At 46.8% G+C, this 13,033-nt stretch carries 10 protein-coding genes and 2 pseudogenes; all 12 read left to right on the top strand.

Annotated elements, in window-relative coordinates; all coding sequences use genetic code 11:
* Position 1: 1 nt before the first annotated feature.
* The 12 genes and pseudogenes from AYJ58_RS19045 to AYJ58_RS18995 all read left to right on the top strand — a co-directional run bounded on the left by AYJ58_RS19045 (position 2) and on the right by AYJ58_RS18995 (position 13,033).
* Positions 2 to 766 (top strand): hypothetical protein, encoded by a 765-nt coding sequence (locus AYJ58_RS19045; protein ID WP_001883780.1) that lies wholly within the window; start codon positions 2 to 4, stop codon positions 764 to 766.
* A gap of 98 nt (positions 767 to 864) precedes the next feature.
* The gene (locus AYJ58_RS19040; protein WP_011788514.1) at positions 865 to 1,818 is read left to right on the top strand and encodes a DUF3150 domain-containing protein; all 954 of its coding nucleotides are present in this window, start codon (positions 865 to 867) and stop codon (positions 1,816 to 1,818) included.
* Positions 1,819 to 1,879: 61 nt separating this feature from the next.
* Entirely contained in the window at positions 1,880 to 2,320 is a 441-nt protein-coding gene (locus AYJ58_RS19035) for a hypothetical protein (protein ID WP_106651318.1), read from the top strand.
* 69 nt (positions 2,321 to 2,389) lie between these two features.
* Complete coding sequence (locus tag AYJ58_RS19030) at positions 2,390 to 4,045, top strand: VWA domain-containing protein (protein ID WP_106651317.1); 1,656 nt, start codon at positions 2,390 to 2,392, stop codon at positions 4,043 to 4,045.
* A gap of 81 nt (positions 4,046 to 4,126) precedes the next feature.
* Positions 4,127 to 4,624 carry a RadC family protein gene (gene radC / locus AYJ58_RS19025; RefSeq protein WP_032482366.1) on the top strand — a complete coding sequence of 166 codons (498 nt, stop codon included), beginning with the start codon at positions 4,127 to 4,129 and terminating at the stop codon, positions 4,622 to 4,624.
* The gene (locus AYJ58_RS19020) at positions 4,624 to 4,965 is read left to right on the top strand and encodes a hypothetical protein (RefSeq protein ID WP_032482365.1); all 342 of its coding nucleotides are present in this window, start codon (positions 4,624 to 4,626) and stop codon (positions 4,963 to 4,965) included. Before radC ends, AYJ58_RS19020 begins: the two co-directional genes overlap by 1 nt.
* A gap of 90 nt (positions 4,966 to 5,055) precedes the next feature.
* Positions 5,056 to 6,129, top strand: coding sequence for a DUF7146 domain-containing protein (locus AYJ58_RS19015; RefSeq protein WP_055647251.1), 1,074 nt, complete (start codon positions 5,056 to 5,058; stop codon positions 6,127 to 6,129).
* 89 nt (positions 6,130 to 6,218) lie between these two features.
* Positions 6,219 to 6,926: a hypothetical protein gene (locus AYJ58_RS19010; protein ID WP_055647252.1), complete on the top strand. Its 708-nt coding sequence runs from the start codon at positions 6,219 to 6,221 to the stop codon at positions 6,924 to 6,926.
* 153 nt (positions 6,927 to 7,079) lie between these two features.
* Positions 7,080 to 7,925 (top strand): IS4 family transposase, encoded by an 846-nt coding sequence (locus AYJ58_RS19005; RefSeq protein WP_106651316.1) that lies wholly within the window; start codon positions 7,080 to 7,082, stop codon positions 7,923 to 7,925.
* A 99-nt stretch (positions 7,926 to 8,024) separates the two neighbouring features.
* Positions 8,025 to 8,182, top strand: a pseudogene (locus tag AYJ58_RS22250) (HTH-like domain-containing protein); the annotation flags it as partial.
* Positions 8,183 to 8,257: 75 nt separating this feature from the next.
* Positions 8,258 to 8,419, top strand: a pseudogene (locus tag AYJ58_RS19000) (integrase core domain-containing protein); the annotation flags it as partial.
* Positions 8,420 to 8,488: 69 nt separating this feature from the next.
* On the top strand, positions 8,489 to 13,033 hold the full coding sequence (locus AYJ58_RS18995) for an EAL domain-containing protein (RefSeq protein ID WP_106651315.1): 4,545 nt from the start codon (positions 8,489 to 8,491) through the stop codon (positions 13,031 to 13,033).

Raw genomic sequence — 13,033 nt, 5'->3', positions numbered from 1 at the left:
GATGGAAAAGTGCTTTGCTCTTTACCGTTACAGTCATTCTGATGGGACAGCCAAAGAATGGGCGATTTACGTTGGATCAGATACCCAGGAGATTGAAGTCCGGTTTGGAAAAGCAGGTCAATTGTCGCAGCAGCGATTGATTGACTCGACTGATCCTAACGCAGAAGCAGACCGAAGAATCAATGAGAAAATCAACAAGGGTTATCGATTTGTTGGACAAGTCGGCATTGATCATCAAGGGCGGTCATTTGAACTCTCAAATGCGCTAGATAGTGTCGCGTGCGCCAATAACGTCAGTTGGGAGTTTCGTACTCGCAAGGACGTCAATGGCCAAATCTCGCTGGCGCAAAAAGCGTTGTTCGATATGGCAAAGCTGCTTGAAGCCTATGGCTTGGCTGTTATTGATGATAACCAGGTCAGGATTGGAGAATGGTCATTAGGGTTTTGCAAAAGCGGATTACCTAGTACCAATCAAATCAGCATGGTGTCAGGTGAAGGCGCTGGCATTGTTAACACGGATGATGGCCCGTGGCCATTGTTGCTGTTACTGGCCTTTAAGCGTCAATTACCACCACTGTGTTCGCTCACAGTAGCGAGTCCTGAAGGGATAGAAGTATCCGACCAACTGAAGTTGGAAAAAGATGTATTGCGGTTGCTAGGCAGTGATTTAGAGCGGGTTCGCCCGATTGCTGAAGCACTGGACTTAATGCCTGCGAAAATCGATCTCAACCAATCGTCGCCTGATTCGCAAAATTACTATTTCTGATAGTGATGTTGCCATTAGCGCGTCAACTACTACCACCCAAACGGGGGCCATTGCTCCTGCTGGGAGTGGTGCGTCCCCATCTCGCATGAGGATGCACTATGAGTATTCAAACCCTCGACAAACTTTTGATTTGTCACATCGACTGTTCCATCTGGAGCGGTAGAAAAAAACTAAGGCCTGAAGATTTCAGATTAGCCAATGGTAGTCAACTTCCACCGAAGGATGTTGCCAGCTTAGGGAGTAAAAAAATTTGCGACCCAGAGGCATTGGCGAACTTTGAAAGGCTTAAGAAAGAAGCGCAGCGCTTGTGTGAGCAAGTCGGTGTGCGGTTTTTAGGTGGCTATGCCGTCCCTGAAGACCGAATTGATCAGATTGTTCCAGAGCTTGACCGGATCGGTCAGGAGTTTGCGCAGTGCAAGCAGTTGTTCTTGGACAACTATGATCAGGTGACGTTTGACTGGGTTGCAAAACACCCGGAATTTGCAGATGCAATCCGGCGTGCGCTGTCACCCATCGAAGACGTGGAACAACGACTTCAGTTCGATTATGCCATCTATCGAATGCAACCAGCTGAACAAGCTGGTGGCTTAGATGACAAGGTCAATGGTATGGGACACACCCTCTTTAGGGAAGTGGCTCGTGATGCCAATGAACTGTTTGAGCGTTCCGTTGCAGGTAAGAATCAAATCAGTCAGCGAGCCCTTAATCCTCTGAAGCGGTTAAGAGACAAGTTGGATGGTTTGTCATTCCTGGATCATCGAGTTCAGCCGATGGTTGAAGCGATGGACAATTTATTTGTTCGTCTGCCGAAGACCGGCCCTGTGACAGACAATCTCTATCACGAACTGATGGCGACCATTTTAATTTTGTCTGATCCAGACAAGATGAGAATGCACGGTGAAGGTCAATTGGATATCAGACAACTGATGCCCAAACCTGAACCTAAACCCGCGCAGCCAGTTTCTGCTCAGGCTGATAACTTACGTGCAATACCACAACCAACCGTCAGACCAAACATTGGTTCGACTGTACCAAACTCATTTTATTTCTAACGTCCTTGAGGGCATGTTGCCCTTAAGGGCGCATGTCCTCTGAACTATGTAAGAGGAAATTATGCAATCAAGCATCCATAACCCCAGCCAACTGAACCAGTTTGAAGCACATTTTCGTGGTGTGACTGATGCGGTTGAAAGTGAATCGATACCAGAAGTGGCGTGTTGTCGAACGTTAGTACAACGGTTGTACTCAACACATAGTGTCGTGATCCCCAAGAATCCTGTTTTGATCGCAGATGCGGACGCACAAGGAGCTTGGGTAACGGCCATGGTATTTGTTCCAAACATGGCATTGCAGCAAACCGCTTTTGAGCGGGCCTGGCTGCAATATCAACACGAGGTGTCTACTCAGTTACAAGATCAGTACGGTCTGACATTGGATGACATCCTGAGTTTAGACCAGCTTAAAACGTCATTTGAGCAGCACGAGAGTCCAGCTCAATTGGTGGCTTGGTTAGGTCAAAAATACGACCTGGATAAGCTAAAAGCACAGGTTTAAACATCCATATTCCCAGCGGGGAAACGCTCCCGCTGAGGGAGTATTCCCCCTAATGATTAGGAGACTCCCATGAATCATCCATTAAAAAATGCACTGCCAATCGTTGCCGCAGCTTATGGCGAAAAGTTTGGTGTGAAGGTGCTTATTCAAGGACAAGATGCGTTTACCGATGGTGAGCGGATTGTGATCCCAACAGCAAACCCAGACGACCCACACTATCAACAGATAGCTTGGGGTTATCTGGCTCATGAAGCGGCGCATATTCGGCATACCAATTTTGACATGGTGAAGAAGGCGTCGTCTAAGCCGATCCGTAAGGCACTTCTCAATATTATTGAGGATGTGCGCATTGAAAACGAATTGGCAAGGGATTACCCCGGAACCCGGCGCAGTATTTCGCTAGTGATTGAGTACATGGTGGACACACAGCAAATGTGTGTACCTGAACAGCTTGAGCCTGCATCTAACTTGCAAGCCTGGTTGTTGTGCCGCTTGAGATGCCATTTTCTGGGCCAGAAAGCGCTGACGCCTTTGTATCAAGCAGTTGATGAAAGAGTGAGACAACTCTTTCCTGCCGCAGCGATGAGCCGGTTAAGCGCCATGCTGACAGCAGTGCCTAGCCTGGCATCTACAGGTGAAGTGCTGAAACTTGTCGATGCCATCGTTGCCATGTTGGAAGAAGAATCTCGTCCACCACAGGATGAGTCGGATGCTGATAGCGGTAATGACATTGGACAAGATTCGAGTAATGACAGCAATAGCAGTAGTGACAGTCAAACCCCGGAAACAGGTTCGTCTGCAACAGGGGATGCTGCTGAAACGGGTGATTCTGATAACTCTGATCAAGCTGACAACTTGCGACAAGCCTTAGAGGCCAGTGCCGCTCAGTTTGAACCCGATACCTTTGCACAAGTGGCAGAAGTGTTGTCGGAACAAGCTGAAGGACATCAGGGCGTCACTCCACTCAGTTTGCCCCAAGCAGAGCAAGCTATGTTGGGTGACGAGGCCATCTTGACCTTGTCGGCGTCTGAGTCCGCTCAAATTCGAGCCCGACTTAGGGGCATGGTTCAGTCCAGTCAGGACAATCGGAATCATGCCAAACGGCAAGGTCTTCGAGTTGCAACCCATCGTCTTGCCGCTTCACAAGCAGGTGAGTCGAGATTGTTTATTCAAAGGCAACCTCGCATTGCGCCCAATGCTGCTGTGCACTTGCTTGTTGATATATCGGGCTCAATGGGTAAGCCCATTGGCGAAGGTAATCGAAAGTACTTTCATGTTGCCAATGAAGCCGCTTTGGCTTTGGCCATGGCACTGGAAGGCATACCGGGTGTTGTACCTGCGGTCAGTTATTTTCCTGGTATTCATCAGGAAGTTTCTATCGCGTTGTTGCCCAAGCAATCGGTTCGACATCGGGCCGCCTGTTTTGACCAAAAACCACGAGGTTGTACGCCTATGGCACAAGCGATGTGGTTTGCGGCAAACAGTTTGTTAGCGCAAAAACAGAAGCGAAAGCTAATGATAGTGCTAACCGATGGTGACCCAGATGATTGGGCTGCCACGCATGACATTGTTGACCGGTGCAGACGCAGTGGCTTTGAGCTACTGGGGATCGGGATTCAAACACGCAGTGTTGAGAGATTCTTTCCACAAAGCATCGTGATTAACGACGTCAAAGATCTAAAGCGTGAGTTATTCGAAGTAACACAACAACTGTTAATTCAGTAACCACATCCATTTTACCACCCTGCGGGGACGATTCCGTCCCCGTCTGGGCATGGGTTCGTCTCCGTTTTTTTGGAGACTCCTATGAAAAACAAAAAGTTCTTAGCTGGCGAAGAAGCCGGTACTTACATCGTTCCTGAGCAAGTGACTGAAGCGGATATCTTAGATATGGCGCTCAAGCTTGCCCGTGGTCGATTGAGTAAAGGTCGAAAAATTGAACAGCCATCGTCGGCGTTCTCATACCTACAAACACTGATGCACGAGTATGAGCACGAAGTCTTTGGCGTACTGTTTCTTGATACAAAGCATCGCGTTATTCGATTTGAAGAGCTGTTCAAAGGCACTTTAGATGCGGCGAGCGTGTATCCAAGGGAAGTAACAAAGCGAGCGCTAGAACTTAATGCAGCAGCAGTGATATTGGTTCATAACCATCCATCGGGTGATCCTGAGCCAAGTGAAGCTGATAAAAGCATTACTCATCGACTCCGTGACGCCTTGTCACTTGTTGATATTCGAACGCTTGACCATGTTGTGGTCGCATCCGAGGGCTGCGTTTCGCTTGCCGAACGCGGTTATCTTTAATGAATGGGCGCATTGCCCATTCTCCTACATCACAAAAGCAGTCCCATCAACACACATCATCACAGCTCGAATTTCTATTTGAGTTTGATGATGCCCCAGTCACTTGGTCTGACACGGAAATCTGGCAGTTACGCGAAGGCATTCTATTGGATGCGATCCGAGTATTGCTGGATGGCCGTGTCAGTACTCGGTTGCGAAAGGATGTGTTGTCGTGGATTCAAAATGACGAATTAGCGCCATTTTGCTTTCGTGTTTGCGCGATGGCTGCGGTTGTCGATCCTGATGTGCTTCGTGACTCCATCATGTGGCTATTAAGACGACATGGTATCCAGCTTGACTAACGCTCCTGTATTAACCGAACGGCTAATGCAGGACCTAAGCTGACTTTTACCACCTGTGGTAGGAGTCAGCATTTTACTTAAGGAGGTTATATGGCGTTACCTTTACAGATTGAAACAGTAAGGCCATATCTTAATGGCCAATGGCTTCAAGTCTTGGCGGCATTGGTGCCTGAACTTGATGCCGCTATTGCTCGAAAAGGCCGTCATGTGGCTTGTCCTGTTCATGGCGGTCGTGATGGCTTTAGGCTGTTCAAAGATGCTGAATATACCGGAGGTGGCGTTTGTAACACCTGCGGGATCTTTCATGATGGCTTTGAACTGTTGTCTTGGATTAATGGATGGAACTTTGCTCAGTCTATTGAAGCAATCGGCCAGGTTCTTGGTATTCAACCCGGACAAATACAAGCGTCTATTCGGCCAATACCGAGTAACGCAGTTGATTGGAGGGCTAGAAAGCAGGACGAGGACAAAGCGATTATCCATCGCTTGAATCAAACCTGGGGAGAAACGCTATCTCTTGCAGATACTCGTGCGCAACCAGTTTGGAACTACTTGCATCGTCGTGGCATTGTTACGCGGCTTCGTCCTGAATGGGATTCGGTGCTGAGGTTTCATCCAAACTTGCCTTACCATGATGAAGATGGTCTGTTTATCGATAGCTACCCAGCGCTGCTAGGTAAAATCGTTACGCAGCAAGGGCGTTCGGCCACGTTTCATCGGATCTACCTAAGTGAAGATGGATTCAAAGCGCCGGTTGAAAAGCCTAAAAAGATGATGCCGATACCAAGTGACAGAACAATCACTGGTGGTGCCATTCCGATAGGTGAGCCTGGTGAAGTACTAGGTGTTTCTGAAGGCATCGAAACAGCTTTAGCGGTTACCAGAGCTACGGGACAGACATGTTGGTCGGTTGTGAATGCAACGCTACTGGCTAGGTTTGAACCACCAAGTAATGTGAAAATGCTGTACATCTGGGCAGACCACGATCTCTCTGAGACCGGCCTGAATGCAGCGAATGAACTCAAGAAAAAAGCCTGGCAAAAAGGCATTCTGTCACAAGTCTTGATCCCTCCGATACCAACGTCACTCGGCGTGAAAAGTTGGGATTGGAATGATGTGCTGAATGTTTACGGTGCCATCGGCTTTCCGAAAGTTCATATCTGATCCAAGGGGCTTCGGCCCCTTTTTTTGCGCCTTGCATATTTGAAAAAACATGGAGAATGAAAAATAGATAACCAATAGGAGAAACAAACATGATGGTATTAACCCTGTTAACAAAGCAGATTGATGGTGAGTTTACGGTTTACTGGAAGACCGGCATTCGAAGAGGTGGCGAGCTAAAGGTCAATTTAGGTGAGCAATACGACAAGCTACCTGAGCAGCAAAAGCCAATTGCAGCTGAGCTCTATGCTATTCATCACCTCTTGTCAGTGAAAGAGGTGATGGGCAGTAACCGAAGCGGCAATGGGCTTCAAATCCGAGTCAGTAAAGGAGCCATCAAAAAGTTACAGAAACAACGCTCAACTCAGCATTCACTGTACATCCTGACTAGGTTTTTGCTTACTCGATACCAGGAAGCACAGATCTCGGTAGAGAAACGGGACGATTGGCTCTCACATTCCTTCGAAGAATACAGCGTCGATAATGCTACAGTGAGAGAAATCGATGAGGTCATCAACGTTCCGAACATTGGACCTGTCGTGGTGACTCGTCATGCACTGGAACGGTTTGTGGAAAGGCTTTCAGACGGTGTACCTAAGCATCCTTGGAAGGCTTTGTGCACAAAGCTGTTATGTTCTGCGCTAACTAAAGCCGAGTTACCAGAAAGCGTCGCTACTAAAAAAGCAAAAAAATATGCACAAGAGGCCGAATTCTGGCAGCACGTGGAGAGCAAGATGTACTTTGTTATGATTACGGGTGACTCAATGAAGACATTGGTTACGGTTTTTGCAGTAAAGTAAGCTAATGTAGTATTCGCACTTTATGAATATTACTTATGTGCCAATTGCAGACATTTACATTGCAGTTCTCACAAATTCGCTTTTAATCAATAGCAGACATACAAACAGCGTTCGTTTTTATCGTAGCTATATGGATGAGATGACATCATTGTGATGCCTAAAACCCGCTGGCAACTTCGTTGCGCGATAAGGCTCATCAACAACCAACTGTCACAGTTAAAACTAAGTAAAGCCCCTGATAAAACCTTTTTGACTCGGTTAAAAGCGATGTTGCCCAACCGCTGTCGACCTGTGATAGTCACCGATGCAGGCTTCAAAGTGCCGTGGTTTAAGGAAGTCAGCGCCTTAGGCTGGCATTTTATCGGTCGTGTGCGCGGTAAAGTATCCATTCGATTACCGGGCCAAAGTGAATTTATCAGCATTGCAAAGGTGTACAAACAAAATGGGCAACAGCCGATGGTTCTGGGTGAAATCGCTCTTGGAAAATCGCAGGAATATGCCTGTCGCGCAGTACTTGCAGGCAAAGGCTGGAAGCTACGGAAAAAGGACAAACACCACTCGTATAAAGAACCGTGGCTACTCGTGTCTAACTTGGCGTATTGCTTCAATTATGCAAATAAAATCAATAAGCTCTATGCTGCGCGGATGCAAATCGAAGAAGCATTCCGCGACCAGAAAAGCCAGACTTATGGCCTTGGCAGCGACGCTCATCGCACGAAAAAGAAAGGTCGGTTAGAAGTTTTGCTTTTACTGGCTGCGCTCGCCAACTGGCTGCATTACATGCTGGGGCTGGCAGCTGAATTGGCCGCTGAACACCGGTCGTTTCAGGCGAACTCAGTTAAAACTCGCAGGGTGTTATCGTTCAATTATCTGGGTAAACGACTACTCCGATTAGCCAGAGTTGGCATCAGCGGCGAGGAGATCCAAGCGGCAGTCATGCAACTGCTTGAATGGGTCAGTGTTTTTGATTGGTCAAATGTCAGGAAGGCAATTGCATGATGTTGTTAGATTATTTCTGGGGATCCGTCAGGCAAAATGATTGGTTAGTATTCGGTTTGCTTTTGGGGGCCTTTTAGCTAAATTATATAAACCGGAGAGGTGCACGTGAACGAATACGTAATTTATGAGTGCATCAAGCAAGCTTTATCCTCAGCACCGCGCAACCAATACACTGCAGAGCTTCATTTGCAGATGTACAAATATGCCGATGATTTAAAAACGATAACTGCAAAGAGTTTTGCGAAGGTGTCGGTCTAAGAAGTAGTTTTGGGACTGAATTCAGCAAAATGCGTAATCTTGTAGGGCGTTTGAAAGCTGCAGGAATGGATACTGTTGAGCGCCACAACAGAACAATCAGGTACAGTTGGGTCAGCAAACATTTATTTGATACGCTTGAAGAAGTTCAAGACTATGCCACTCAATGGCTTTGGTTTTACAATCATGAACGGCCACACAAAGCCAATGGCGGAAAACCACCATTGATGGCCGCTTAGTATCTACTTTTAACTGCGGTTAAAAATGGGGTGATTACCGTCCCACGTTAGAAAAAAAGGACCACTAAATTGAAAGAAATAGAGATTTCTGGCCCCCTTGAAGCCGCAAAGAAGACCGCTCCTGAAAAAACTTATATTGTTGGGGTCGGCGCGTCTGCTGGGGGGTTGGAGGCTATTACTCAACTTATCAATCATTTAAGCATTGATACGCCTTGTGCCTATGTAGTATTACAACATTTATCGCCTACACATCGTAGCATGATGGTTGAGATTTTGAGCCGAGAAACTCTACTAAGAGTTCAGGACGCTGAGCATGGAACCATTCCTCAAGCTGGACATATCTATGTGGTCCCAGCAAATTTCAACGCTCACTTTAAAGAAGGTCGGATTGCTTTGGTGACAGCACAACCAGAGATTTCGCCAAAGCCTTCCGTGAACCAGTTTTTGATATCTCTTGCCGCTGAAGAGGGCGAGTCTGCGATAGGGATTGTGCTCTCTGGTACCGGCTCTGACGGCGTTGCTGGACTGCGCGCTATTCAGGCTGCAGGCGGTTATACCTTTGCACAGAAACCTGAAACCGCCAAATATGATGGGATGCCACGTTCGGCCATTGAAGCTGGCGTGGCTGATTATATCTTAAGTCCAGAAGACATTGCCTTGAAGCTGCCACAACTGCTGGAAGGCTCTAAACAGGAATTAGAAAAAACGTTACCGGCAGATCTGTTATCTGTCCTTCTGGAAAAAGTACGCAGTCATTTGCAACACGACTTCTCCGGTTACAAGGTGGGCACGCTGATAAGACGTATCAGACGACGTGAAGTTGCCACAGGCAGCAAAGACTTGGCCGCTTATATCCAATGGGTTGATGCCCACCCGCAGGAGCTCGAGCTCTTGGTTCGGGATATCTTGATTTCTGTTACAGCGTTTTTTCGAGACAAAGATGCATTTGAAGCCCTCAAACGTGCCATTGCGGAAATTTGTAACCGTAAGCCTGCAGGGAGTGAGATTCGTATTTGGACAGCGGGCTGCGCCACTGGTGAAGAAGCGTACTCTATTGCAATGCTGTTTTCCGAAGCCCTTGGGGATAAATTGCCCCTCTATAAATTGCAAATATTTGCAACAGACATTGATGAGGAAGCTCTCAACGTAGCGCGCCGCGGCGTTTACCCGGCAGCCTCTATGGCTGAAGTCCCAACCGAGCTGATAGAACGATATTTCCAGCCGGTAAATCGGGCGTTTGAAGCCGGAAAGTTACTTCGTGACCTGATTATTTTTGCCCGCCATAATTTAGTAAGTGATCCGCCATTCTTGCGACAAGACCTGATCACCTGTCGTAATGTGTTGATTTATTTTGATGCATCTTTGCAAGCAAAAGTGCTGCAAACCTTTCATTTTGGCTTGCTGCAAGATGGGTATCTATTCCTTGGGCATTCCGAAAGCGTGGCGCATGCAGAGCAAATGTTTATCCCTGTTAATCGTCCAGAACGACTTTTCAGGAAAACTGGCGCAGGTACGCCACTCCCTGTTGTTTCAAGCAATCCACGCAAAAATAGTGTCGCTCGTTCTGATCTGAAGCAAACTTTTATTCTGGATGGTCTAGTCAATCATTTCGGCCTTACAGTGGCGCTTTGCGATAGCGATGGCAATGTGATTCATACCGCCGGAAAAGTAGAAGAATATCTGCAATTTCCGGTTGGAAACACACGTCTAGTGATTGGCCAAATTGTATCAGCCAGCTTGCGGGGGGAGCTGTTAAGTTTAACGCACAAGCTCAACCAATCCGGCAAAGCACAACGCGGACGCCTGCGAAAGCACGACACTGCTCACGTCCGTATGTATGTTGAGCCCATCAAAGACACGAATAACCAGATGATGCTGGTCATTTTCGCCCCCGAGAAAAAGGTGACCATTGACGCCGAACCAGTGCCATCGACCCCAAATCGTGAGCTAGAAGACGAACTAGTCGCAACCCGTGAGCATTTGCAAACCTTAGTTGAAGAAATGGCAACAGCTAATGAGGAAATGCAGGCACTCAATGAAGAGGCACAAGCATCCAACGAAGAGCTGCAAGCAACCAATGAAGAAATGGAAGCCGCCAATGAGGAACTGCAAGCGACTAACGAAGAGTTGGTTAGCCTTAACGAAGAAATGAATGTTAAAACGACTGAAATGTCGCGTTTATCAGAAGAGTACGCACATCTTTATGATTCGTTGCAATTTCCTATCATGGTTTTTGACAGATCTTTCCAGCTTACTCGTTTCAACGGCCCCGCCGCTCGGCGATTTGACCTGCGTCCAACCGCATTACGCCAACATCTATCAAGTCTTCGACTGCCCAAGATGTTCCATGATTTAGAACAATCCTTTGTAGCAATACTCGCCCATGGCGATAGAGAAGAGAAAATAGTCCATATAGACGGTCGCACCCTGACCCTGATGATTAATCCAGGTATCAATAAAGCAGGTGATGTCACTAATATTGTGGTGATCTTGATGGATGTGACTGACATTACTCAGGCACAGGCTGAACTCAAACAGTCGCAAGAGCATCTCCATGCATTGATGGAAAACACATCGATCCTCTTTGCGATGAAAGATTTAAGAGGCAGCTACGTCTATGCGAACCGTCGTTTTATTGACTTCTTTCATCTTACCGATTTCGACTTTTTGGGGCGTAGTGATTTCGATTTAATGAGCCGTGAACTGGCATCTATGCTTTGGGAAGGCGACCTGAAAGCCCTGCGTGAAGGCAAGGCTGTTCAGTTGGAATCTGTTGCGACTATCAACGAGACGATTTATCACTTGCGGACCAATCATCAAGTGTTGCTAGATGCACGTGGTAACCCCAGCGTGTTTATTATTGAAGCCGAAGATATAAGTGCTTTAAAGGCGGCTGATGAACAACTGCGTATCACTGCACAAGTATTTGAGCATGCCGGCGAAGCAATCGCCGTGACTGATAGCCAGGCCGAGATTCAATCCGTCAACTATGCTTTTACCGGGGTGACTGGCTATACCAAGGAGGAGGCAATTGGTCAACATATCGAAAAGTTACTGCAATCCGGTCAGCACCCACAAAGTTTTTGTGAATCAATGTGCCAATCAGTCAATGATTCTGGTTTTTGGCAAGGTGAAATCAGCAACAAACGCAAAAACGGTGATTTATATCCTGCATGGCTCACAATTAATCAAATCAAAGATAACAACGGTCATGTCGAGCATTTTGTCGCCGTGTTTTCCGATATCACCGCGATTCGTGATACTGAACGCAAAGCCGAGTTTTTGGCTAGTCATGATGCATTGACCAAGTTGCCAAATAGAACTTTATTCCAAGACCGACTGCGTCAGGCTTTACTCTTTGCCAGAAGAAACAACCAACGAATTGCAGTACTTTTTATCGATTTAGATAATTTTAAGAATATCAATGATACGTTGGGACATGACTATGGTGACCAACTATTAAAAGAGGCCGCATTGCGGCTCAGAGAAGTAGTGCGAGGTCATGACACGGTGGCACGAATGGGCGGGGATGAATTTACAGCCATCTTGACAAACTGTGACGAAGAAGCGGCAACACAAATTGCCTCACGCATCATTAATGACTTAGCCATGTCATACAATGTGATGCGTCACCAACTGTTTGTTTCCGCCAGTATAGGTATTGCATTCTACCCTGAAGATAGTAATAACAGCACTGATCTGATTAAAGCCGCAGATAGTGCCATGTATCGAGCAAAAGAAGATGGACGTAACCGTTTTGAATTCTTTAAGCAGGAAATGCATACCAGACTTATACGTAAGAGCGCCATTGAAAGTGGTCTCAGAAACGCCTTAGCTAAGAATCTATTGGAAGTGGTTTATCAACCCAAATTCAGCATCACACACAGTAAACAATTGGTGGGCGGCGAGGCTTTGCTTCGCTGGAAAGACCCTGATTTAGGAGTGGTCAGTCCACAGGATTTTATTCCCATTGCGGAATCGTCTGGCCTTATTGGGCAAGTGACTGAATACGTATTGGATTCCGTTTGCACTCAGATATCGCAATTGGAGCAGTCTGGTATCAAAACCGTCAGTATTGCGGTCAATATCTCTGCGCGTGATTTATTAGTGCCAGGCTTTGCTTATAAGTTGATTCAAGTAATCGAACAATACCAACTCGGTACTGGTGCGATTATGCTAGAGATCACTGAAGGCTCATTGTTGAATAATAATGCGAACGTGTTCGACAATCTAAAAGTTGCTAGCGAGAATGGCATTGCTATCTCGATTGATGACTTCGGCACGGGATATTCGTCATTATCTTACCTAAAACGATTACCGTTAAGTGAGCTGAAAATTGACAAGTCTTTTGTCAACGGACTTGGCCAGGATAAAGAGGATGAGGCTATTGCACTGGCGATCATCTCTCTGGCATCGGCTCTTGGACTTAAAACAGTTGCAGAAGGCGTTGAAACACAAGCACAGTTAGCATGGTTAGAGCAGCAAGGCTGTCACATGGCACAAGGTTATCTGCTCGCAAAGCCTTTGCCGTTGTCTGAATTTGAAGATTTACTAGCAAGAACAGCATCAAGCTGCTGCATAGCAAGCTCAGAAATGAAGATGGCAGGTCGTTAA

This window comes from Shewanella sp. Pdp11 (assembly GCF_002838165.1).
Lineage (GTDB): Bacteria > Pseudomonadota > Gammaproteobacteria > Enterobacterales > Shewanellaceae > Shewanella > Shewanella hafniensis.
Note: the sequence above shows the minus strand (reverse complement) of the source record. Positions and strands in the feature narration are given on the sequence as shown.